The sequence below is a fragment of the Algoriphagus lutimaris genome (assembly GCF_017051705.1).
Taxonomy (GTDB): domain Bacteria; phylum Bacteroidota; class Bacteroidia; order Cytophagales; family Cyclobacteriaceae; genus Algoriphagus; species Algoriphagus lutimaris.
Genome location: NZ_JAFIDJ010000002.1, coordinates 911191 through 936135, shown reverse-complemented (window position 1 = coordinate 936135; position 24945 = coordinate 911191). Strand labels below are relative to the sequence as shown.

23 protein-coding genes are annotated in these 24945 nt (G+C 36.5%); 7 read left to right on the top strand and 16 right to left on the bottom strand.

What is annotated here, in order from left to right; translation table 11 throughout:
• The 15 genes from JYB62_RS14650 to JYB62_RS14580 all read right to left on the bottom strand — a co-directional run bounded on the left by JYB62_RS14650 (position 1) and on the right by JYB62_RS14580 (position 18412).
• Positions 1-1281: a serine hydrolase domain-containing protein gene (locus tag JYB62_RS14650; RefSeq protein WP_205646163.1), complete on the bottom strand. Its 1281-nt coding sequence runs from the start codon at positions 1279-1281 to the stop codon at positions 1-3.
• Positions 1278-2957, bottom strand: coding sequence for a PQQ-dependent sugar dehydrogenase (locus JYB62_RS14645; RefSeq protein WP_205646162.1), 1680 nt, complete (start codon positions 2955-2957; stop codon positions 1278-1280). Before JYB62_RS14645 ends, JYB62_RS14650 begins: the two co-directional genes overlap by 4 nt.
• Before the next feature lie 122 nt (positions 2958-3079).
• Positions 3080-4873 carry an acyl-CoA dehydrogenase family protein gene (locus JYB62_RS14640; RefSeq protein ID WP_205646161.1) on the bottom strand — a complete coding sequence of 598 codons (1794 nt, stop codon included), beginning with the start codon at positions 4871-4873 and terminating at the stop codon, positions 3080-3082.
• Between the two features lie 45 nt (positions 4874-4918).
• Positions 4919-6094 (bottom strand): thiolase family protein, encoded by a 1176-nt coding sequence (locus JYB62_RS14635; RefSeq protein ID WP_205646160.1) that lies wholly within the window; start codon positions 6092-6094, stop codon positions 4919-4921.
• Between the two features lie 44 nt (positions 6095-6138).
• Positions 6139-8544 carry a 3-hydroxyacyl-CoA dehydrogenase/enoyl-CoA hydratase family protein gene (locus tag JYB62_RS14630; RefSeq protein WP_205646159.1) on the bottom strand — a complete coding sequence of 802 codons (2406 nt, stop codon included), beginning with the start codon at positions 8542-8544 and terminating at the stop codon, positions 6139-6141.
• Between the two features lie 45 nt (positions 8545-8589).
• On the bottom strand, positions 8590-9060 hold the full coding sequence (locus JYB62_RS14625) for a MarR family winged helix-turn-helix transcriptional regulator (protein ID WP_205646158.1): 471 nt from the start codon (positions 9058-9060) through the stop codon (positions 8590-8592).
• 280 nt (positions 9061-9340) lie between these two features.
• Positions 9341-11089 carry an AMP-dependent synthetase/ligase gene (locus tag JYB62_RS14620; RefSeq protein ID WP_205646157.1) on the bottom strand — a complete coding sequence of 583 codons (1749 nt, stop codon included), beginning with the start codon at positions 11087-11089 and terminating at the stop codon, positions 9341-9343.
• A gap of 476 nt (positions 11090-11565) precedes the next feature.
• On the bottom strand, positions 11566-13227 hold the full coding sequence (locus JYB62_RS14615) for an Ig-like domain-containing domain (RefSeq protein ID WP_205646156.1): 1662 nt from the start codon (positions 13225-13227) through the stop codon (positions 11566-11568).
• Positions 13224-14120, bottom strand: a complete 897-nt coding sequence (locus tag JYB62_RS14610) for a class I SAM-dependent methyltransferase (protein WP_205646155.1) — start codon at positions 14118-14120, stop codon at positions 13224-13226. Before JYB62_RS14610 ends, JYB62_RS14615 begins: the two co-directional genes overlap by 4 nt.
• Before the next feature lie 2 nt (positions 14121-14122).
• On the bottom strand, positions 14123-15988 hold the full coding sequence (gene mnmG / locus JYB62_RS14605) for a tRNA uridine-5-carboxymethylaminomethyl(34) synthesis enzyme MnmG (protein WP_205646154.1): 1866 nt from the start codon (positions 15986-15988) through the stop codon (positions 14123-14125).
• Between the two features lie 81 nt (positions 15989-16069).
• Positions 16070-16495: an rRNA maturation RNase YbeY gene (gene ybeY / locus JYB62_RS14600; protein ID WP_205646153.1), complete on the bottom strand. Its 426-nt coding sequence runs from the start codon at positions 16493-16495 to the stop codon at positions 16070-16072.
• Between the two features lie 3 nt (positions 16496-16498).
• Positions 16499-16900, bottom strand: coding sequence for an ATP-binding protein (locus tag JYB62_RS14595; RefSeq protein ID WP_205646152.1), 402 nt, complete (start codon positions 16898-16900; stop codon positions 16499-16501).
• 32 nt (positions 16901-16932) lie between these two features.
• Positions 16933-17697 (bottom strand): exodeoxyribonuclease III, encoded by a 765-nt coding sequence (locus JYB62_RS14590; RefSeq protein WP_205646151.1) that lies wholly within the window; start codon positions 17695-17697, stop codon positions 16933-16935.
• 2 nt (positions 17698-17699) lie between these two features.
• Positions 17700-18062, bottom strand: a complete 363-nt coding sequence (locus JYB62_RS14585) for a hypothetical protein (protein WP_205646150.1) — start codon at positions 18060-18062, stop codon at positions 17700-17702.
• Positions 18063-18070: 8 nt separating this feature from the next.
• Positions 18071-18412 (bottom strand): carboxymuconolactone decarboxylase family protein, encoded by a 342-nt coding sequence (locus JYB62_RS14580; protein WP_074225897.1) that lies wholly within the window; start codon positions 18410-18412, stop codon positions 18071-18073.
• 83 nt (positions 18413-18495) lie between these two features.
• On the opposite strand from JYB62_RS14580, the gene JYB62_RS14575 reads away from it, so the two are divergent.
• The 7 genes from JYB62_RS14575 to JYB62_RS14545 are packed head-to-tail and all read left to right on the top strand — an operon-like array spanning position 18496 to position 23919.
• Positions 18496-19182 carry a ComF family protein gene (locus tag JYB62_RS14575; protein WP_205646149.1) on the top strand — a complete coding sequence of 229 codons (687 nt, stop codon included), beginning with the start codon at positions 18496-18498 and terminating at the stop codon, positions 19180-19182.
• 7 nt (positions 19183-19189) lie between these two features.
• Positions 19190-19723 carry a YfiT family bacillithiol transferase gene (locus JYB62_RS14570; RefSeq protein ID WP_205646148.1) on the top strand — a complete coding sequence of 178 codons (534 nt, stop codon included), beginning with the start codon at positions 19190-19192 and terminating at the stop codon, positions 19721-19723.
• A 23-nt stretch (positions 19724-19746) separates the two neighbouring features.
• On the top strand, positions 19747-21162 hold the full coding sequence (locus JYB62_RS14565) for an MBOAT family O-acyltransferase (RefSeq protein ID WP_205646147.1): 1416 nt from the start codon (positions 19747-19749) through the stop codon (positions 21160-21162).
• A gap of 6 nt (positions 21163-21168) precedes the next feature.
• Positions 21169-22068, top strand: coding sequence for a hypothetical protein (locus JYB62_RS14560; protein ID WP_205646146.1), 900 nt, complete (start codon positions 21169-21171; stop codon positions 22066-22068).
• Positions 22069-22079: 11 nt separating this feature from the next.
• The gene (locus tag JYB62_RS14555) at positions 22080-22838 is read left to right on the top strand and encodes an SDR family NAD(P)-dependent oxidoreductase (protein ID WP_205646145.1); all 759 of its coding nucleotides are present in this window, start codon (positions 22080-22082) and stop codon (positions 22836-22838) included.
• Positions 22839-22873: 35 nt separating this feature from the next.
• On the top strand, positions 22874-23464 hold the full coding sequence (locus tag JYB62_RS14550; protein ID WP_205646144.1) for a hypothetical protein: 591 nt from the start codon (positions 22874-22876) through the stop codon (positions 23462-23464).
• Positions 23465-23472: 8 nt separating this feature from the next.
• Positions 23473-23919 (top strand): PaaI family thioesterase, encoded by a 447-nt coding sequence (locus JYB62_RS14545; RefSeq protein WP_205646143.1) that lies wholly within the window; start codon positions 23473-23475, stop codon positions 23917-23919.
• Positions 23920-24367: 448 nt separating this feature from the next.
• Here JYB62_RS14545 and JYB62_RS14540 read toward each other — a convergent pair whose 3' ends face one another.
• Positions 24368-24901 carry an RNA methyltransferase gene (locus tag JYB62_RS14540; RefSeq protein WP_205646142.1) on the bottom strand — a complete coding sequence of 178 codons (534 nt, stop codon included), beginning with the start codon at positions 24899-24901 and terminating at the stop codon, positions 24368-24370.
• Positions 24902-24945 lie beyond the last annotated feature (44 nt).

Sequence of the window (24945 nt, the reverse complement as noted above, 5' to 3'; positions counted from 1 at the left end):
TCAGTTTGGTGTTGGAACATACTTCCCATATACTGCATCTCTAAAATTTTTATGAAGCCTTATTCCATCATAAGGGAATAACTGAACAAACAGGACAGCAGTCAATTCATTGACAGGGTCTACCCAAAATAAAGTACTTGCCGCTCCATCCCAAAAAAACTCTCCAACCACACCATTCATTTCCTCTGCGGAAGCCGGTGGGTCTGTCCGAACAGCGAAGTCAATTCCGAAGCCGACTCTTCCTTTGCTTGGAAGCCAGGATCTTTCTGTGACGGAATCAGGAAGATGGTTCGTTGCCATCAATTTTACAGTTTCTGGTTTCAGAATAGTAGTTCCTTTTAGAGAGCCTTCATTAACAAGCATTCTCGCAAAAGTCATGTAATCATCCAAAGTAGATGTCAACCCAAATCCTCCTGGAGTCAAAGGCCATTTTTTAAGGTTAAAAGCATGGGCTACAGAGTCGGGCATTTGGGTCAATTCTCCTTCACCTGTTCGCTGATAAGCAGCAGAAAATCTATCTAAATCTTCTTCTCTAACCACATATCGAGTATCGCTCATCTGTAAGGGGCCCAACACATGCTCATAAACATACTCTTCATAAGGAATTCCGGAAATTCTTTCTACCAAAAAGGCCTGCACATCTACTGATTGGCCATATTCCCACTGGGTGCCAGGTTGGAACCAAAGCGGAGTACTTCCAATTTTCTCTGCCATCACCGTAAGTGTGTTTTCATAGCTTCTGGCATCTTTTTCCTTCATTACCTCACTCAAACCTGGGATATTGTCACGGTTGGGAAAACCGCCTGTATGCCTGGTAATGTCACGGATCGTCACTGGTCTCTCTGTATCTACCAAAATCATTTTTCCATTTTCATCTACCCCTTGGTAAACTTTCATATTGGCAAATTCAGGCGCATATTTTTCAAGTGGATCATCAAGTTGGAATTTTCCTTCTTCATATAAGGTCATCAAAGAAGTACCCGTAATAGGTTTTGTCATCGAATAAATCTGGACAATGGTATTTCTCTGCATCGGGATATTCTTCTCTTTATTGGCATATCCAAAAGCATTAAAATACACCTCCTGATCCTTCTCAAAAATCAATGCAGAAATCCCTGCTACATTTCCCGAATTAACATAGGCTTGTAGGGTAGAGTCTAATCTGGCAATAGCAAGTTCATTAACAATAAAATCTGACTTCTCTTCTTGCTTTGTGCAAGAACTAAGCAGTAAAGCGAGACCAATAGAGATGGAAAGAAGGCTCTTTAATGATTTTATCATAGAGTATTGACGATTTTATAGATTTTTCCTTGATTCTTACTCATGATATAAACCTGTTTTTCGGCATCGATTCCAAATTTCAAATCTACTCGACCGCCAACTATTTCTTCCATAGTCGTTTCATTCCCTTCAAAAACCACTTTCATACTTTTCACTTCAGGGTTTGGATTTTGATCTAAATCAGCAAAAAACAATCTACCTGTTGGAATATCTCCAAACACAAAATTCCCTTTTAGTCTCCCCTCTGAAAGAAAATAGCCTCCAATTACCGCCACAGCTTCATCATGCTCCAACTGAATAAGAGGATAAGTTACCCCCTTTTTTTCATCATCCTTTGGCAAGGGATAAAGGGTACGGAAGCTTCCAAAAGGATTAATCATAAATCTTCCTTCCCGAATGGGCCAGCCATAAAATTTTCCCGGCTCAATCAAATTAATCTCTTCAATACTATGCTGCCCAATATCAGTTGCAAATAATTTGCCTGATTCATCCCAAAATATTCTATTTGGATTCCGAAACCCAAACGCCAAAACTTCACCTGCTTTTCCTTGGATACCAGAAAATGGGTTAATTGTAGGGATCCCATATTTTCCATTGGCACTATTATTCCCTGCAGGATCAATTCTCAAAATACTGCTGTAAACCCCAGTCCCTCCATGATCTGAGATATAGGCAAATCGTTTTTCTACTGTACCACCATCTCCATATCCTATATAAAGCAACCCAAAATCTTCATCTCCTTTTTTCGAATTTGGATTAAATGTGAGCTCCTGCATTCCATGAGCCTGAGAAGCATTATCAATTCGGAGAATTTCCCGACTGGTTCCTTCGAAGGTTTTTGAATTTGGCGAATCTGTTTTCCATTCAGTTAGAACCCATTGCATAAAAACATTCAAGCTATCAGTATAGCCAAAATCTGAAAGTTGGGTTCCTCCTGGCTCAGTATGAGCTGTATAAAATAGACCATTCTCCAAAAACTCCGGATGAAAGGTGAAGCTACCCAAACCCGTTGCCCACCCCGGTTTACTCACCATATCAGGTCTTTGCTTTAATAAATCTAGATATAGCTGTGGTTTTTGATTCACTAACTCATAGATTCCTATCCGCTGGTCATTGATCATTAGGCGATTTGTGCCAGGAATTGGCTCCATTTTAGTCATTTTAGCCAAAGCTGGAGTTGTGTCTGAAGCCGGTAGTTGCGCAAAAAACTCTAATTCAAATCTAATTCCTGAATCCTGTATTTTCTCGGGAATTAAGTTCGAGGTAGTGTCTCCTAAAATTTCAATAGGGAGGGTTTCAAAGGTGTGAAGATAGCTTAGAATAGAATTCAGATCTGATTCTGAAAAGTTTGGAAATGCAGGCATTTCATTTTTATAAATGGCTAAAAGCCTTTCTGCTCTTTCATCTTTAGCTTTAAAAAACTCAGATGGGTTTTTAATAAATCTTTTGATCCAATCTGTTTCTACCTGACGGGTAAGACCACTTAGATTAGGGCCTATTGCATTCTCGTTAAAATTATGACAAGTAGAGCAATTCTGATCAAAAAGGACTTTTCCGGCTTTAATTTGATCAACGTCTTGACTAATAGTTGCACCAAACTCTTCTTCATTAGTTGAAGTACAGGATAGGGTAGCAAGAATTGTCAAAACGGAAAAAAGGGTACTTAATTTTTTCATCGATACTAATTTGGGAGTTTTTGTTAAATACAGAAAAATATATTGTTTTTCTGTCTGGTTTTAGAAATAAAAAAACCTCTGGCACAAAGTACCAGAGGTTTCACCAAATAATCCCTGTTTAGTTAAAATGGGTATTTCCCTTGCTCGATCATATAATCGGCAATTTGCCTTCTAAGTTCCTTGGTATTCACTAAATCAGCTTTGGTGAATCTTTTCAGTCCCATGAGCATCACTTTTTGTTCATCTCCTTTGGTAAAACTTGCAATGGCTTCTTTTGCTGCTGCATTTATTTTATCTACAGCTTCAGCCAAATAAACCTGGCTCATCGCAATTTGATGGGCAGTAGCTTCTTCACCTTGAATGCTCACGAGTTTTTCACTCCGAAGAATTGCCGATTCTGCAGCATAAATCTCGATCATTACATCAGCCAAATTCATCATGATTTCCTGCTCCTCTTCAATTTTATCTTGCAATGCCATCGCAGCTTTACCTCCGACCATTAAGAATACTTTTTTCAACTTCTTCAGCACTTCTTTTTCTGAGGCAAATAACTCAGATGTGTCAATGGTTTCGAAAGAAGGCACCGAAGTCAATTCAGCAGAAACAGCCATCGCAGGCTCAAATAAGTTAATTTCTCCTTTCATGGCTCTTTTCAAAAGCATTCCAATCATCAACATCCGGTTGATTTCATTCGTCCCTTCATAAATGCGGGCGATCCGAGCATCCCGATAAGCTCTTTCCATAGGTGCTTCCGCAGAATAGCCCATTCCTCCATACACTTGGACACCTTGATCCACTACATAATCCAATACTTCAGATCCGTGTATTTTCGCGATAGCACACTCCATGGCAAAAGCTTCTACTCCCTTTAATTTAGCTTGGCTTTCCTCCATTCCTTCTGCGACGAAAGAATTAATCTGCTCTTCTATATCCTGACCCGCTCTATAGCAAAGCGATTCTGAAACGTATGTTCTTATGGCCATTTCTGCCAACTTGGATTTAATTGCTCCAAAGGTGTTGATGCTTACTCCGAATTGTTTTCTTTCCGTGGAATACTTGATTGCTTTCGTAGTGACTGCTCTTACACCTCCTAAAATCCCAGAGCCTAATTTTATTCTACCAATGTTTAAGATATTCACAGCAATCTTAAATCCATTTTGACGGTCCGAAAGCATGTTTTCTACCGGAACCTTACAATCATTGAAGAATACCTGACGGGTAGAGGACCCTTTAATACCCATCTTTTTCTCCTCCTCATTCATGGTGATTCCCCCAAATGTTTTTTCAACAATAAAAGCGGTCAAATTCTTATCGTCCTCAATTTTGGCAAAGACGATAAATAAGTCAGCGAATCCTGCATTCGAAATCCACATCTTTTGCCCATTAATCAAATAATGCTTACCGTCCGGCGTTAGTTCTGCTTTGGTTTTTCCACTGTTCGCATCCGATCCTGCATCGGGTTCTGTCAAGCAATAACATGCTGCCCACTCACCAGTGGCTAGCTTTGGCAGATACTTTTGCTTTTGCTCTTCCGTACCGTAATACAAAATCGGAAGGGTTCCGATTCCGGTATGCGCTCCATAAGTTGTAGAAAAGGAACCAGCTGAGCCAATGATATCCGCAATCAGCATGGAAGTAACAAAGTTCATCCCCATCCCTCCATACTCTTCAGGTACAGAGATTCCTAATAAGCCAAGTTCACCCGCTTTTTTGAAAATTGAAGGAACCAGATCAGGATTTTTCATACTATCAATCTCCTCAATCTTAGGAGTAATTTCAGTGTCAATAAAGTCCTGACAAGCCAGAGCCATCATTTTTTGCTCTTCAGTATATTCCTCTGGAATAAAAATTTCATGTGCTGAGGTTTCCCGAACCAGGAATTCTCCTCCTTTGATAGATTTTGCTAACGTTGCCATTTGGAATGCTATTAATTTTTTTCTTTTTCGATTTTGAAGCTTGAATTATTTCAATAACTCATAAACGCCTGCTACTCCTTGACCACCACCAACACACGCAGTTACGAGGCCATATTTTTTATTTTGTCTCCTTAACTCGTTAAAAATCTGTACCGAAAGTTTTGCTCCAGTACAACCTAACGGGTGCCCTAATGCTACTGCTCCACCATTGACATTGACGATATCAGGATTCAAATCCAAGGACTTAATAACTGCCAAACCTTGAGCAGCAAATGCTTCATTCAATTCCACTAAATCAATATCCTGTAGACTTAGCCCAGCTTGCTTCAGGGCTTTTGGAACAGCCTCTTTTGGGCCAATTCCCATAATTCTTGGATCTACCCCAGCAACACTGTAAGACATTAATCTCGCTACGGGCTCCAAATTGAGAGACTTCATGAACTTTTCAGACATCACCACGACAAAAGAAGCTCCGTCAGAAGTTTGGGAAGAATTACCTGCAGTGACTTGCCCTCCATTTTTAAATGCAGGCTTCAAACCGGACAAAACTTCCAGGGTAGTACCAGGTCTAGGGCCCTCATCCGTGTCTACCACATATTTTCTGGTTTTCTTTTTCCCTTTTTCATCCAAGTAAGTTTCTTCAACTTCTACAGGGACGATTTCATCTTTAAATTTTCCTTCGGCAATAGCAGCCAAAGCTCGCTCATGTGACCGAACTGAAAACGCATCAGCCTCTTCTCTAGTAATGTTATATTCTTTTGCCAATTCCTCTGCAGTCAATCCCATACTGATGTAGTAGGATGGATGCTCGGTAGCAATTTTATAATTCAAAACCGTTTTGTAGCCCATCATCGGTACCAAGGACATACTTTCAGTTCCTCCAGCAATGATGCAATCAGCCATTCCAGCTTTCACTTTTCCTACAGCCAAAGCAATAGCTTCCAATCCGGAGCCACAATACCTGTTGATGATAAATCCGGGATTATCGATTCCAAGTGCAAGCAAAGAAATCATTCTACCCATTTGCATGCCTTGTTCTGCCTCGGGTACCGCATTTCCAACAATCAAATCATCGATGTGCTTTGTTTCCAAACCAGGTGTATTGGCAATCAAATGAGTGATTACATCAGCGGCCAAATCATCAGGTCTATAAAACCTAAAACCTCCTTTTTTGGCTTTACCCACTGCAGACCTATATCCATTTACTATATATGCTTCCATTATTGTGCTTTTTTGAGTTATTGAGTTTCTTGATACCAGGCGATTTAATTTCTCAAAGGTTTTCCTTTGAACAGAATGCTATGTATTCTTTCTAAGGTCTTTTTCTCTCCGGTCAAACTTAAAAATGCCTCTCGTTCCAAATCCAATAAATATTGTTCTGATACCTCTGTTGGAGAAGACAAGTCTCCCCCTGACATTACCCAAGCCAGTTTTCTGGCGATTTTAGCATCATGTTCAGAAATATAGGCTCCGTATTGCATTCCGGTAATACCTGCTTCAAATAAAGCCAAGGATTCCTTTCCAAGTACTTTAATGTCTTTCTTTTCTATAGGCTGTGAATAGCCCTCATTAAACAGGGAAATTACTTTGGATTTGGCATCTGCCAATTGTCGCTTACGGTTCAATGTAATTCCGTCGCTCTTTCTCAGATAACCCAAATCTTTTGCTTCCTGAGCAGAGGTAGAAACCTTTGCCATGGCAATGTTCATAAAGTATTCCTGTAGTTGATTCAATTCCACATCCCCACTAATCAAGCTATCTGAAAATCTCAAGGTCATTTCTTTGGTACCACCACCTGCAGGTATTAAGCCTACACCGACTTCCACTAATCCCATATACAATTCTGCATGAGCTTGAACATGATCTGAATGTAAAGAGAGTTCACATCCACCTCCCAAGGTCATATTATGAGGAGCTACCACCACTGGAACAGAAGAAAATCTAGCTCGCATCATAGTATTTTGGAATTGGGCAATCATTAAATTGATCTCATCGAAATCCTGATCCCCGGCAAACATAAACAACATGGCAAGGTTGGCTCCCGCAGAGAAATTGGCCCCCTCGTTTCCAATCACCAATCCTTTGTAAGATTTTTCTGCCATTCCAATCGCAGTATTGATCCCTTCTACCACTTCAGACCCCATGGAATTCATTTTGGTATGAAATTCCAATCCGATCACCTCATCACCCATATCATAGACTGTAGCTCCAGCATTTCCCCAGATCTTTTTCCCTGCAGATTTTAACGTATCAAGAATGATGAAATCCTCTATTCCAGGTACCTCTTTGTATGTCTTAGTAGGAATATCATAATAGTGTTTTTTGCCTGCATCTACTTTGTAAAATGAAGAATTGCCAGCGTCTAACATTTCATATACCCAAGCTGCTGGTTTTTCGCCTGCAGCTTCCATTTTTTCTACCGTTTCTTTTACTCCCAGAAAATCCCAAGTTTCAAAAGGTCCATATTCCCATCCAAAACCTGCGCTTACCGCCTGATCGATTCTATACAACTCATCAGCTATTTCCGGTATTCTATTGGAACAGTACCTGAACAAGTCATAAAAAGTGGTGCGGTAAAATTCTCCGGCTTGATCATCAAAATTGACCAAGAACTTGAGTCGCTCTTTTAGGTCTTCAATGCTTTTGGAGGCTTCTAATGCTTTAAATTTTGGTTTTTCAACGTCCTTGTATTCGAATGTATTGAAGTCAATTTCTTTTAATTCTTTCGATCCATCTTTATGACGGATCATTTTGAAATAACCTTGGCCTGTTTTATCTCCAAACCACTTATTGTCATAAAGGACTTCGACAATTTTTGGGAGCTTAAATTTCTCTCGAGATTCATCATTGGGAAGTGCTTTGTATAGGTTATTGGCCACATTCACTGTAGTATCCAATCCCACAACATCCATGGTTCTAAACGTGGCAGATTTTGCTCTACCTATCACCGTTCCCGTCAATTTATCCACTTCAGAGACACCTAATCCCATTTTTTCAATAGAATGCATAGCCGAAATAATGGCATACACTCCAATTCTATTGGCAATAAAAGCAGGAGTATCTTTACACAAGACCGTTTCTTTACCTAGAAATTTATCTCCATAATCCATCAGGAATTCGATAATCTCAGGATTCGTTTTAGGCCCTGGAATAATCTCCAATAACCTGAGATAGCGAGGAGGATTAAAAAAGTGAGTTCCTGCAAAATTGATCTGAAAATCTTCAGACCTACCTTCACACATCATATGCATAGGAATACCAGATGTATTGGAGGTAATCAAGGTTCCAGGTTTCCTGAATTTTTCAACCTTTTCAAAAAGTGATTGCTTAATATCCAGTCGTTCTACGACCACTTCCATAATCCAGTCATAATCTTTGATTTTAGATAAATCATCATCAAAGTTTCCAGTCCGAATTCTTGAGGCAAAGTCCTTATCATAGATAGGAGATGGTTTAGCTTTTAAGGTATTTTGCAAAGCCGTATTTACAATCCTATTTCGGACCATCGGGTGCTCTTTCGTTAATCCTTTCTGCTCTTCCTGTTCCGTTAATTCGAAAGGAACAATATCTAATAAAAGTACTTGTACACCTATGTTTGCGAAATGACAGGCAATTCTTGACCCCATCACTCCTGAACCTAAAATGGCGACATTTTTTATAGTTCTTTTCATTTCTTTGGGTTTTTCGGTAGTTATTGGCCTAATAAGGCTCTTAGTTTATAGTTCAAATATGATTTTGTTGATTTCATCTGATCCTTCGGACTGAACCTGATCGATCACCAATTGAATTTTCTCAAAAACTTGAAAGAAATTTTTCAAATCAGTTTCGCTTACTACCTCGCGAATCAGTTCGTTAAACTCCTTGATAGTGGCTATTGAAATTTCTTTTTTTCTTTTTCCTTCTTCCGTTAAAAATATTCTAACGGATCTTTTATCTACAAGATCAGGCTTCTTATAAATGAGTCCTTTTTCTTCCATGTTTTTCAGCATGCGAGTAAGGCTTCTTGTTTCCAATCCCATCATCGGGGCTATTTTCGTAGCCGGTGTCCCTTCTTTAGAATTAATATTGATCAGGACAAAACCTATCGCTGTAGTAAACCCTTCACCTGCTGCCTTCTGATTGTACATTCTAGAAATAGCATGCCAGGCACTTTTAATATGATAATCAACTGTCTCTTCTCGCTTCATACTTCAGATTTTGTCCAAATTCTAAGGACTTCTAATGTAACGAAAATTTTGTATGCATGCATACTATATTCTATAAAAAGTTATGCATGCATCACAAATTAAAAATGGTAATTCTAAAATAAACAAAACTATTTACTAGTAATTTCAATCAATATAAAAATATTCAGAATATAATTTAAGAATAGCTTCCTATTCCAAATCATGTTTGGCAAAATTGAAAAGTCTTAAATTATCGATCAATTCACTTCAAAAACATAAATTGATCTGGATCAAAAGAATATCAAGATTTATAAAGATTTTCTACCTCTTTCTCGAATTTACCCAAGATGATTTTTCTCTTCAATTTCATAGTAGGGGTTAATTCACCAGATTCAATAGACCATGGATCCGGAAGTATTTTAAAGCGTTTAATGGTTTCCCATTTTGCAAAATACTTGTTCATCTCCTCTATAACCCTTTCATATTTAGCAATAATTTCCGGCCTTTCTACCATTTCAGCCATTTGAGTAAATGGATATCCTTTATGCCTGCAATATTCTTTCAAGCCATCTTCGCTCGGAACGATGAGAGCTGCAGGATAATTTCTGTTTTCACCAACTACCATAATCTGGTCAATGAGACTGGATTCTTTGATTTTATTTTCTATTACTTGCGGAGCAACGTATTTGCCTCCAGAAGTTTTAAACATCTCTTTCTTTCGATCGGTAATTTTTAAGTATTCTCCATCCAGCTCTCCAATATCTCCAGTGTGGAACCAGCCATTTTGGAGTACAGTAGCGGTGAGATCCTCCTGCTTGTAATACCCTTGCATTACATTGGGTCCCTTCACCAGAATTTCACCATCTGCAGCGATTTTCACTTCAACTCCTTCTAAGATTTTACCTACATAACCGATTCTGATCTCATCATGGTTACAAATAGATGATGAAACTACAGGGGATGTCTCTGTAAGACCATACCCTTCACAAACTTTGATTCCAGCAGCCCAGAAAATTCTAGCTAATCGAGGTTGTAATGCAGAGGCACCTGAATTGATCTGGATTATTTCTCCTCCCAAGGCTTCTCTCCATTTACTAAAAATCAATTTATTAGCCATTTTCAACTGCCAATTATACCAAGCTCCTTGATCAGTTGCTGGATCATATTGATTTCCTAATTTTAAAGCCCAAAAGAAAAGTGACTTTTTTATTCCTTTCAATTCATATCCCTTAGATACTATCTTATCATAAATCTTTTCCAAAAGTCGAGGAACAGTATTAAAACCATGGGGTTTGATTTCTCTGAGATTATCCCCAATTTTTTCAAGACTTTCTGCATAATAAATCGATATACCCAAATAGAAACAACAAAATGAGCCGGTTCTCTCAAAAATATGACAGATAGGCAAAAAGCTTAAAACTTTACTAGTTCCCTTTTCAAGAACTAAGCGCTCAGAAACTGCCAACACATTGCTTAACACATTTTGATGAGTTAGCATGACTCCTTTGGGTCTACCAGTCGTTCCTGAAGTATAAATGATTGTGAATAGATCCTCGGGAGTTACTTTCAATTTGGCTTGTTCTAGTTCGCCCAGATCTCCATTTTGACCTAATTCCATAAAATCTCTCCAAAATTCTACTCCCTCCAATTTCTGAAAACAGTAGATATTCCTGCCATCTGCAGCTTCTTGTGCTTTGGTTAGAATTTCCTGGTCTCCTACAAAAATCATTTTAACTTCTGCGTGATCGAATATGTATCGATAATCTTCGATAGTTATTGTAGGATACATGGGGATAGAAATCGCCCCTATTTGCTGCAAAGCCAAGTCTACAAAATTCCACTCAGGTCTATTTTGGGAAATTAGGGCAACTTTATCATTCTTTGAAATTCCTGCTTTTAAAAATGCCAAGCTCAAATTATCTACTATTTCTTTTACCTCTCTGGAAGAATAAGTTTGCCATGTACCATTTTCTTTAAAAGCAAGTGAAATCTCTTTATCGTATTCACTGATCTGATATGGGATAAGATCAAATAATCGATGTAAGGCCATTTTGTGTTTTTTGGGTTATGGATAAATAAGTTAATGAAAAAATGGCTTATTCTTGAATCTATCCACATTATCCACCTTTTAATAGTTATTATATTTAGTTTTTAAAAAAGAACTATTACAGTTATTAGGTGTGTGGATTTGTGGACAAAGTTCATTTAAAAAGTTCTCCACCATCCTTTAGTAGTTTATTCTTCTTTATCCCAACAGTTATACCAGCTTTTTCCACATGTAAATCCTTGATTTTCTGATCAGTGATTTTTTATCCACTATTTTGAAGTTTTTTAATTTTTATTATCTGTTGGTAAAATAGCTGTGGATTACTTATTGGGCTTCTGTGGACATTTCTATAGTTATCCCCCAACAGTATGAATTTGTTTTTTTCATTTTACAAGGATGGGGATAAGTATGTTTTTTTCCTGTTTTTGTTTACTCTTTTCCACAGCTTATCCCTAGTTATCAACAGGAGGAATTTAATCCTATTTTAACCCTGTTTTTGGAGTTGCTTCGATGGTAAGGTCTTCGGTAATCCATCCTGATTTTACAACTATCTCTTGTAAATTGGTATCTGGATGTACGTAATAAAAGACTCGTTCAGCGTACCTGTTCTCTAGATAATTAGAAGGGTCCCATCGGCGATTTTTATTTAAGTCTTCGATTACTCTGATTTTGTATGTAATAGGTTCTAACAGTTCAAATTTGAATTGGTTTCCATCCGTTATGTATAGCTCCTTTGCAATTTGGGATTTAGAATCAATTAATTGAATGAGGTAAGGTGCTGTCCCACCTATTATTTGTCCTGATATCTCGTCTGCTAAGGTCTCTCTTTTGAGCTTTCTGTAGTTTGCTGCTAAAACTGCTTCATTGAATTGTCCTTCGATATCTTTAAATGTAGAATCCGCTGCATTTATACTGAATATATCTGTATTAAGGGAGTCAGGTATTACTAGTTTAATATTTAACTGGTCCCTTTTCATTGAATCTTGAAAAGAAAGCATCTCAGGGGTTATAGTGATTTGAGATGCTGTATCATAGGTGATGTATAATGAATCGAAATAGATATCAGCTAGTGGTTTATTAAAGGTTAATTCTATGAATAACTCCTGGTAAAAGTTTTTTCCAGAATTAACTGTGTAAGTTAATTTTTCCGCTCTTCTTTCGGTTTCTTCAAACTTTGCATAAATGGTAGTATCTACCTTAAAACTCAACGAATCTTGGAGTAGAACACCAATTTTCACGCTGTCTTGAATAGGCTCTTTTGAAAAAAGTGTGATTTTTTTATCGGCTACTTTATAAAAAATATCTTTTCCTATTCTTTCATTTTCTAATTCAATTTCTAAAGGATCCTTATTGAGTACTAAGTCATAATTTCCTCCAGAAGAAGATGATCTTGTTAGTTTTATTTGAGTTTGATCTGCATTGGATAGATTAAATACTGCTCCTGATACTTCATTTTGAATATCAATGGTATCTAGGATGAAATCATAGGCTTCGCTTTTATATTCTGCTTTGAGTGAATTATTGTCATCATCCCAAGCATAAGCCCTATACCTTCCTGCTTTGATGTTTTCAATTGAAAAATTTCCTAATGAATCTGCTTGACTTAAGTAATAAGGAGGAGCTGTAAAAACATCAGTTGTATCATTTGATTCATACAATCCTATGATTACATTTTCGTAAGAGAATCCTCTTTTTGGAAAGTAATTATTGACTTTTCCTGTAAATTTTAAGCTGTCTATTGTTTCTCCTGTAGAAAAAACAAGTTTTAAATTTTCTGTGGGGTTACCCTCCGATAAGTCTTGAATAGATTTTTGGAAGTTGAATACATAAGTAGTACTGTCTTCCAAATCTTGATTCAGTTCTATTTTCACTATGTTTTTTAGTGCTGTAATTACTAATTCATCTTTGTTTACTTTAGGAGTAATGATAATATTTTTATTAGGGTTATCAAGTTTGATGTATTCATCGAATACGATTAAAATTTCCTCAGGCTTTTGGTTCAGACTTTGGTTGGTTGGATACATTTCTAGTACCACTGGTGGGTCCTGATCTCGAGGTCCTCCCATTGGGGTGCTTTGCTTTGCGCAAGCATATAATAGAAAAGCGATGAATAGGGATGCTATGTATAATCTGTATTTCACTTCTTTTTAAAAATAAAGAGATTACTGGAGTATTGTCCAATTTGGTTTTTTGCTTTTTTGTTGGATCTCCAACCGGAAATTACTGCTTTTAGGTATTTTGTAATAGTAGGTTGATTTGGTTGAAGATATCCTTCGGATAATAAGGATACATAGTAGCTGTCAAAAGTCATTGGATCAGTTCTAACTAATTCTAAATCAAATAGTTGTTCGAAGTTTTTGATAGCAGTTTCATTGAAATGATAAAGGTGTCTAGGTACGTCCCATCCAGCCCATTCTTTTCCATAGTTTTGTGCATCCCAAGATGCTGGATTCGGGACAGCAATTAGTATGTAACCATCTGATTTTAAGTGTTTTATAAGTGTTTTTATGGTTTTCCTAAGTGTATGGATGTGTTCCAATACATGAAAAAGACTGATTACATCATATTTCTTTTTACCTTCTAACTGATCGATGGTTCTCACGACCGAATCTTCCAATAGTAGATTTGCCTGTTCTCTGGCTTTTTTTGTAGGTTCTACTCCTTTTACTTTCCAACCCTTTTGTTTAGCAGCATTTAGGAATTCTCCTGTTCCGCAGCCATAATCCAGAAGTTTGCCTGTTCCTTTTAGAGAAGTAATCAGCTTTACTTTCTCAGAAACTGCATAATCCCTTACCTTATTATAAATGTATTGGGTAATATTTTTATTATTCTTTTCGTGGGAATAATATTCTGGGAAATCATAATAGGGACCTATTTTATCTTCTTTGGGTCTAGGATTGGTAAAAAGTAAGGAACAATTCTGGCATTGGCAGATAATGAAGGTCTCCTTGCTTACTGCATAATCTTTGATTTCTGTGTAATTAAGAAAAAGCCCACTTTTGCAGAGTGGGCATTTACTGAGTCTTTCAGCCATGATTATCTTCCTAAATAAACGGTAAGGATCGAGAGGTCAGCTGGCGATACCCCACTGATTCTTGAAGCTTGTCCTAAGGTTTCGGGTTTTATTTTGTTTAGCTTTTGTTTTCCTTCATTAGAAAGTGCAGGAATGGTTAAGTAATCAAACTTGAGTGGAATTTTATAATTTTCCATATTACTCAGTTTTTCTACCATCTGCTGTTCTTTTTCAATATAGCTGTCGTATTTAATTTGAACTTCAGCCTGTTCCCTGACAGCAGTAGTGAAACCTGATAGGAATTGGTCTAATTCGGGATCTAAAATCATTAAGTCATTCAAACCAATTTGCGGTCTTTTCAACAGTTTTTCTGCTGTTATTTTTTCTTTGATTTCTGCTGTGCCTATTTGTTCTAAACCTTTATTTATTTGTTCTGGAGCCAGTTTTTTTTGTTTTAGATCATTTATTAGCCGGGCAGTTTCTTTCTTTTTATTTAGCATTTTATCCAATCTTTCCTGGCTTGCCAAATTAATATCATAGCCTAATTGGGTAAGACGTAAATCTGCATTGTCTTGTCTAAGTAACAACCTGAATTCTGCTCTTGATGTGAACATTCTATAGGGTTCTTCAGTCCCTTTATTTATCAAATCATCAATTAGAACACCTATGTATGCATCTGATCTCTTCAATAAGAAAGGTTCCTTTTCCTGTACTTTTAAACTTGCATTGATTCCAGCAATTAGTCCTTGAGATGCTGCTTCTTCATAGCCTGTGGTACCGTTGATCTGTCCTGCGAAGTATAAGTTTTCTACCAATTGGGTTTCTAAAGTAAGTTTGAGCTGAGTTGGTGGGAAGAAATCATATTCTATAGCATATCCCGGTCTAAACATTTTTGCGTTTTCGAACCCAGCGATTTTACGGATTGCTTTGTATTGTACGTCTTCAGGTAAAGAGGTCGAAAATCCGTTGACGTAGATTTCTACTGTGTCCCACCCTTCAGGTTCCACAAATATTTGGTGTCTATCTCGTTCTGCAAACCTATTTATCTTGTCTTCAATAGAAGGACAATATCTCGGACCTAATCCTTGAATCCTTCCATTAAACATGGGAGAACGGTCAAATCCTTCCTCTAAAGTACTATGAACATCTTTATTGGTATAAGTTATCCAGCAGGTTCTTTGCTCTTTGATAGGTTGAGTTTCATCAGAATAGCTGAATTTCTCTGGATTTTCATCCCCATACTGAACTTCCATTTTGGTATAATCCAAACTTCTTCCATCCACTCTTGGAGGGGTTCCAGTCTTCATCCTACCAGATTCGAAACCCAAAGAAACCAATTGTTCTGTAATTCCTTTAGCAGCAGCTTCTCCTGTTCTACCTCCTCCAAATTGTTTTTCTCCAATATGAATAAGACCATTTAGGAAAGTTCCATTGGTCAAAACTACGCTTTCTGCCTCAATCTCTATCCCTATACCTGTTCTGACTCCTTTTGCTCTGCCATCCTTTACTAGGATTCCAGTAATCATTTCTTGCCAGAAATCCACATTTGGTGTTCTCTCTAAGGCTAATCTCCACTCTTCTGCGAATCTCATCCTATCATTTTGAGATCGTGGTGACCACATAGCTGGGCCTTTTGATCTGTTTAGCATTCTAAACTGAATCATGGATTTATCTGAAATTATTCCAGACATTCCTCCCAACGCGTCAATTTCTCGAACGATTTGACCTTTTGCCACTCCTCCCATTGCAGGATTACAAGACATTTGGGCAATGGTATTCATATTCATTGTACACAATAATACCTTGGAACCCATTTGTGCTGCTGCATGCGCCGCTTCACATCCAGCATGTCCTGCTCCTACTACAATTACATCATATTTTGGAAACATGATTTATATTTTTGTTTACTGTTTCACGTGAAACATTAGTATTAATAGAACTCAAATTATTCATCTGTTCCACGTGGAACACTAGATGTTTTGAAATAAATTAATTGCGAACTCCTCTTTTGTTCGCATTATTTCGACTTCTTCTATTTTCTTGTCTTTGTATCCCATTAAATGAAATAGGCCGTGACTAATTACCCGGCTTAGTTCATCTTCTATAGGTACTTGATGTTTTTTTGAGTTTTCTTCTACTCGATCGATACTAATGAAAACATCTCCTTCAATTTTGTCTTCTTCTTCAGAATTATCAAAGGTGATGATATCTGTATAAGTATCATGGTTTAGGTATTCAACATTGATGTTGTAGAGGTATTCATCGCTGCAAAAGATGTAATTTAAATCCAGGATTTTAAATTCTTCTGAATCTGCTATCGATTTAAGCCATTTTTTACGTTTTAGTCTTTTCTCTAAACGAAAAGTGGTTTCTTCCTCAAAGAAATTTATAGCCATGTTTTAATTCATATAGAAAGATAAAATGGTCTTTCTTCCTTCCTCTTCAAATTTTACTTCGTCGGATAAATGTTTGATCAGGAAAATTCCCCTTCCTCCTGGTTTTTCTATGTTTTCCGGTTCTGTAGGGTCTCTTAATTCTGTTAGATCAAAGCCAGGACCTTCATCTTCTATAATGAACCGTAAAAGCTCATCTTCCATAAATAGTTCCAGATGGACTAATTTATTCTTGTCATGTTGATTTCCATGAATAATTGCATTGCTGATGCATTCTGTGACGGAAATCATGATATTTCCATAGATATCATCGTTGATATCGAAGTTTTCTCTTGCGTTATCGATAAAACTTTCGATTATTTTAATATTCTCTATTAATGAGGGTATGGAAATTTTTATTGATTTCATCTTAATTTTATTCAATGATCAACAGGTATGATTTATTCAGTTAATTCTAATAATATGGGACAATGATCTGAATGTTTTGCATCAGGCAAAATTACGGACCTTTTCAGTTTATTTTGCATTTCTTTGGAGGCCATATGATAATCTATTCTCCAACCTAAATTCTTTGCTCTTGCATTGGCTCTATAACTCCACCAGGTATAATGATTAGGATCTTCATTAAAATAACGGAATGTATCTGTAAATCCTGAGTCAGTGAATTTATCCATCCATGCTCGTTCTTCTGGTAAAAAGCCAGAACTATTTTTGTTGGAAATAGGATTATGAATATCTATTGCTTTATGACAAATATTATAGTCTCCACTTAAAATGATATTTGGTTTCGATTGTTTTAAGTCCTGCATGTATCCATAGATATCATCCAAGAATTCATATTTAAAGCTTTGTCTAATGTCTCCAGTGGTACCAGATGGAAAATAAGCAGATATAAAAGAAAAATCATCGAATTCAACTTCTAACAACCTTCCTTCATCATCATATTTATCCAATCCCATACCATGTTTGATAGATTTAGGGCTTTTCTTAGTAAAAATTGCTACTCCACTATAGCCTTTTTTCACTGCTGGATACCAATAAATTTCATATCCTAAGTCCTTAAATATAGAACTATCAATCTGACTTTCTAATGCCTTAACTTCCTGTAAACCAATAACATCTGGGTTTGTTTGTTGTAACCATTCTACAAATCCTTTGTTCATGGCAGCCCGAATGCCGTTTACATTATAGGAGACAATCTTCATTTTTACTTTATTTCTATTTCGTACTCTTTTTCAAAATATTCCAGTACCTGAATTTTTAACAATTTTTCTTGTTCCAATAAATCGAAATATGGAAGCTCTTTTACCAACTTCCAGTGTGGCCAACCATCTTGGTCTACAAAGTCTAACTCATAGAAACCATCATAGCTTAGTACTTTACAAATGGCAATATGCATCAAATCTTGCTTTTGCTCCTTCGTAAAAGTCTTGTTTCCCTGACCCAATTCTTGTACTCCTATTAGAAACAAAACGCCATTTAGATCTGATGGTTTTTTTCCTATCGTTTCTTTTAGACCTTCTAACAGTTTGGCCCACCTTTTTTCTAGATCTAAATCCTTTTTAAACATCTTGTAAACTATTGATTTTCAAGTTCTTCCCAGTATTCTGAAGCTCTTCTTAAATGAGGAATTACAATGGATCCACCTATTAAAGTTGCAATCGAAAATACCTCAAAAATTTCGGTTTTATTCAATCCAACCTCTTTGCATTTGCCTAGATGATATTTTACGCAATCATCACACCTCAAAACCATCGAACAAGCAAGACCCAACATTTCTTTGGTTTTGACATCCAGAGCACCTTCAGCAAAGGCATTCGTATCCAAATTGAAAATCCTCTTTAACACTTTATTGTCAGCAGCCATGATTTTTTCATTCATCATCGCTCTATAATCATTGAATTCCTCTATGAGATTCATTAAATTAACAGTTTAGGATACACATTTACAGGCAAATATAGCAGGTATTCGGCCTAGGATTGTACTAACAGAACTTTTTGCTGATGCGTTTACTTTTTATCAAAGATTTTTTTGATTTAATATTCCCCAGAACCTGTGATTTATGTGGTAGAAATTTATTTGATTTTGAATCCTGCCTTTGTAAAATATGCATTGGAACGCTACCTAAAACACTATATCATCTGATGCCAAGTGAAAATGACCTAATTCAAAAAATAAAAGGTATCGCAAATGTGGGTATGACCATGTCATTTTTAAGATTTACAAAAAATGGTCAAAGTCAAAAAATTCTCCATTGTCTTAAATATCGAAATAAGCCAAAGCTAGGAATTCAATTAGGGGAACTTTATTCCTATCAATTAAATGAAGTTGATTTGACAAAAAATTGGGATGTTATTGTTCCGGTTCCACTTCATCCCATTAAAAAATATCGTAGAGGCTACAATCAAAGTGAGGAGTTTGCAAAAGGGCTTTCCAATGGATTGAAATTACCTATGGAAGAATTGTTAGAAAGAAAGAAATTCACTGAAACTCAGACTAAGAAGACAAGAATTCAAAGAATGGAAAATGTGGATGAAGTTTTTGTTTTAGCTAGGCCGACAGATGGAAGAAGAATTTTATTGGTAGATGACGTAATTACCACGGGGGCGACTCTATGCTCTTGTGCAAATGTGCTTTTGGCTAATGGAGCAAAAACTGTAGATTTGATTACCATTGCAGCAGGAAAATAAAGACTATATGATAGACATTGAATTGTTGAAATATCCAATTGGCAGATTTCAAATACCATCCCAAATCACGGAACCGGATTTAGCAGAAGCGATTGAAGATATTAAGTCCTTTCCAAAATTTTTGGAATCCACTGTGAAGAATATGTCGGAGGAACAATTGGATACTCCTTATAGACCAGGGGGTTGGACTGTCAGGCAGGTAATTCACCACTGCGCAGATAGTCATATCAATGCCTATTCTAGGTTTAAATTAGCCTTAACTGAAATAAACCCTACTATTAAACCTTATAATGAAGCAGCTTGGGCTGAATTGGCGGATAATAAATTGCCTATCGATATATCCATCGGAATACTTAAAAATATACATTTCAAATGGGGGGTGATCTTAGATCATATGTCTCCGGCTGATTTTTCTAAAACTTATTACCACCCGGAATCACAGCATTCGGCACCTCTCAGTGAAATAACATTAATGTATGGTTGGCATGGGAAGCATCATTTAGCCCATATTCAAGCATTGATGATTAGGGAAAACTGGTAAATCCTTGGCAATCTTAAATTTCTATGCTGTTTAATTCCATTGAGTTTGCCATCTTCCTTCCAATAGTATTTATACTTTATTGGGCATTAAGAAAGCACTTTCGATTTCAACTATATATCTTATTAGTAGCAAGTTACATCTTCTATGGTTGGTGGGATTGGCGCTTTTTGAGTTTAATTATATTTAGTTCTGGAATAGATTTTCTGATTGGAAAACGGTTAGGTACTCTTACTGTGGAATCAAAGAGGAAAATGCTGCTTGGATTAAGTTTGTTGACAAACTTAGGTCTTCTAGGTTTTTTCAAATACTATAATTTTTTTTCCGAATCACTAAGTGAAGCATTTACATTTTTTGGGAAAGAGATATCTACTGGAAGGTTGAATATTATTTTACCAGTGGGGATAAGTTTCTATACTTTTCAAACCTTGAGTTACACCATAGATGTTTATAGGAGAAAACTAGAGCCTACCAATGATTGGTTGGCATTTTTTGGTTTCGTTAGCTTTTTTCCTCAATTGGTTGCTGGACCTATTGAAAGAGCTTCCCATTTATTAGGACAATTTCAAAAACCTCGGGTTTTTGAGTATTTATTTGCTGTTTCTGGTCTAAGGTTGATCATTTGGGGTTTGTTTAAAAAGATTGTAATAGCAGATAATGCTGCATTTATGGTAGATGAAATATTTCTAGATTATACCAATCAATCAAGCCTATCATTAATCCTTGGTGTGGTATTATTTGCATTTCAGATATATGGAGATTTTAGTGGATATTCAGATATAGCAATTGGATTGTCGCGTATTTTTGGATTTGATTTGATGCTAAATTTTAGATTTCCCTATTTAGCTCAAAACATCAATGACTTTTGGAAAAGATGGCACATTTCACTTTCCAGTTGGTTTAGAGATTATGTTTATATTCCTCTTGGAGGGAGTAGGGTTTCCACATGGATATCCTTTAGAAATGTTTTGATTGTTTTTTTGGTTAGTGGCTTTTGGCATGGGGCCAATTGGACATTTATCATTTGGGGTTTGATTCATGGGATCTTATACATTCCATTTTTCTTTATGAAACCCCATCAGGATTTACATGAGCATTCCATCCTTAAAAATCTGCCAAAAATATTTTTAACCTTTACTGTCGTCTGTTTAGGTTGGATTTTTTTTAGGGCGGACAGCGTTTCCCAAGCATTTAATTACATTGGTTTGATATTTAGCAATGAAGGATCTTCCAATTTTATTTTTGAAGCGAATAAACGAAAGATCATTTTAACAATTGTTATGCTATGTATCATGGGAATGATGATAATAGAAGGCTACTTTGAAAGCAAACAGAAAAAAGAAGTGTTGCTTCCTTCTTGGAGCTTGGTATTGATTGTACTGTTTATATTTTACTTCGGGGGTTTTAAAAACCATGAAAGTTTCATCTATTTTCAATTTTGATGCTTGATGAAAAAGTTTGTAACTAAATCAATTGTTTACCTAGTTCTTACACTTTTAATTGCTAATTTTTTGGCATTTATAGGTTTAAGAACTCTAAGTAAGAGTGATTTTTTCAAAACAACCTATTTGGTCCATCATTTTTCACCAAATCAGGCTTTTGATTTGACTGTTTTTGGATCAAGTAGAAGTTTGGCGGCTATTGATACAAAATTGATTGGTGAAGCGATTGATGGCTACTCTGTAAATTTTTCGATGGATTATACTGCACTGCCTTCGACTTTATTGATGCTTGAGCATTTTTATGCCCAAGGTTATTCCTCTGAATGGGTTGTGGTTTCCTTGGACTTACCTGATTTTGAAACTTCAAAGACCATTATTTCTGAAAATGATCATAGGTTCCTGCCCTTTGTTTCGGAAGATTATATTCAAAGGTATTTTGAAAAATATGAGGAAGGTTGGGTGAAACCATTATTCAGTTCACAATACTTTCCTGTATTGGGTTATGCCTATTATAACATGGAATTATTACCTCCAGCGGGTTTAGCTTTAATCAAACCTGATTATAAGTATTTATTTGATGAATTGGGAAATTACCAATATCCCGATTATTTGGCTCAAGAAATTATGCCGGAACCAAGGTTCTTTGAGACGGAGTTACCAAACCCAATTCTTGATAAAATAAGCGAGTTGGCACAAAAGAATGGAAGTAAGTTAATCATCTACATTGCTCCCTATTTAAGGGATGATATCAAGGTTGATAATTCAAAATTTCTTGTGATTAACCATTCCCGAAAAATTAATGATCCTAAGTATTTTTCTGACTACATCCATATGGTAAACTCAGGGAAAAAAATAGCAACAGAAGCATTTATTGAAGAATTCAATATTCTCAAAAGTTCATTTTAAAATTTCCAACTATGAATATTTCATTAACAGGTCAGAGAATCCTGGTTACAGGCGCATCTCGAGGAATTGGAAGAGCCATTGCAAAGCAACTTTCTGAATCAGGTGCTGAGGTGATTGTACACTTTAATGCAAATGAATCAGAAGCCCTCAAACTACAGAAAGAACTAAAGACCTCTGGGTTTATTGAAAAATGTGATCTAGGAGACTCTTCTCAAGTGATTGGTTTTATACCTTATTTGGTAAAAAAATATGGTCCCCTATCCGGGATTGTAAATAATGCCGGAATTGCTAAATCAGCTCCGGATACCTTGCCTACTGATGAATGGGCAAAGATTTGGGACCAAACATTACAGGTCAATACTACTGCTTTGGGAATTTTATGCAAAGAATTTATTGATCAGGCCAAAGAATTGGAAAATGGGAGAATAATAAATATTTCCTCCAGAGCAGCATTTCGCGGAGATACCACGGATTATTTAGCTTATGCTGCTTCAAAAGGGGCATTAATCAGCTTGACCAGATCTATAGCTAGGTATTACGGAAAAGTAGGGATTAAAGCATTTTTGGTGGCACCTGGATTTACTCGGACAGATATGGCCAATGAAATTTTATCCGAATATGGGGAAGAATATGCTTTAAATGACATTGCATTGACTGAGTTGACTAAACCAGAAGATATCGCCCCAATGATTACTCTTCTTTGCTCTGGCTTGGCTGACCATGCTACAGGAACTAGCATAGACATTAACGCAGGATCCTACGTACATTAATCTAACCTTTAAATAGGTTTACAGTTGATTAAAGTATGGGAAAAGGCACCTCTAATGATCCAATATTTACGCCTGAGCTACTGAAAATTCTAAGAATATTTGGGATAGCTTCAGTATTCATTGTATTGATACTTTCTTTTTTCGACGAAAAAAGAGCAAATAATACCGGAGAAGATCAAACGTTTAAGGTGAATGACTCCAATCGCCTGTTTTTTTTAAACTTGAGGGCGATTCATTATGATCGCGAAGCCCGTAAAGATGCCAAAATGCTCTTGTTTAGGCATAAGGACAGAAATCAGGAAGAAAATGAACCAGGATTAGACTTGGTGATTATCCAAAACTCCTTAAAAGATGAGGCTTATATTTATCTGGAGCCAAAAAATTTGGATTGGCCATTGAACATCAAAGCAATTACTCCAACTGATTCTACTTCCTTTAATTTTGAAAATGGGAATGCTCAGACCTTTTTATCCTATGTGAATTCCATAAAACTCTGGATTGATGCTCAGGCTAATTTTTCAATAAAATCTAAATATGGCTGGCAACCTTTATGGCAAAAAAAAGAAGAACAAGCGGCGATAAAAGAAATATTGAACGATTATTTTAAGTTATTAGAGGATAAATAGTTGTAAAAATGCCGACGCCTTTAGAGTTTTTTACCGCCCTAATTGGGAAAAAATTAGATCATACCCCTTCATCTGCAGGAAATTGGCTTGATGGAACGCTTTTGGAAGTTTCAGAATCCCACATTAAAGTGAGGTACAAAGTAAGGCCAGATATGTGTAACCCTGCCCGAATTCTTCACGGGGGAGTTGCATCTTTGATGTTGGATGATGCAATAGGAATGGCAAATTTTGTGACTGGTACAGAATATTTAATGACCAGTATTAATCTAAGTGTAGACTTTCTTTCCTCTGCTCAAATTGGAGAAGATTTGGATCTTACAGCCGAGCTCGTACGATCAGGGGCGAATATAAACCATTGGGAAGCGGTGATCAGAAAAAAAACGGGAAAAATCGTAGCTAAAGCGAGTTCAAATATGATCAAAACCCATGTTAAGATGGGTGATTTAAAACTATAGGAGTAACATTCGAAAGGATTTAGTACAACTAAAAAACACTTCTTCAAAAAATTATTTTTTTTCTGTGTCTTTTTAAATAGTAGCGCATTTATTGCCCAAGCCCAGTAGAGAACCTCATTTCCTATAGGCAATAGACTTTTTTGTTGGTGTAGACCGGCTATTAGGGGATAAATGGCTTCCGGAATTCCGGTTAGAGGGAGATAATAGTTTTGAATGTACCGACTTGGAACTGGTTCTCAATTATTCCTTTTTCCAAAATGAAACAGTTCAAGTCTACGCATGACCTAGTGGCAGAGGGAATTATATTTCAGGTTTAGCCATACTGTCAGTCTTAAATATTTACCCTTTGAGAACATAAATTTTGGCTTCCAATTGGAAATGGCCAGTTTACTTGACGAAATGAGTATCCTAAGAGGTTCTAAAGTAATCAGATATCGATTTAAAAAAACTAAAACTGCTTTAGCTTTACCATCATATCCCAGACGGCTATCCCTAAGGTGACAGAGATATTTAAGGAATGTTTTGTCCCCAATTGAGGGATTTCCAGGACATGGTCGCATTTTTCCAAGACATCATCTTCTACCCCAAACACTTCATTTCCAAAAATCAGCGCAATTTTATCTGTTATTTCAGGTTGGTACTCATTTAAAAAAATAGAATTATCGACCTGTTCCAAGGCGCAAATTTTATATCCCTGTGCTTTTAAGTAGGTAATTGCTTCAACTGTGCTTTCAGAATAGCTCCATTCCACGGATTCTGTAGCACCTAAGGCTGTTTTTTGAATATCTCGATGAGGAGGAGTTCCTGTGATACCACAGAGAAAAATTTTTTCTACTCGAAATGCATCTCCTGTTCGAAACGCTGAACCCACATTATTAAGGCTTCTCACATTATCCAAAACAAGCACAATCGGGCTTTTTCCTGCTTTTTTGTAATCTTCAATTGAGAGCCTGTTGAGCTCTTCCATACTTAATTTTTTCATCGCCTTTTGTTCTGCTTGAGGATTGCCTTATTTTCAGGTTTTAT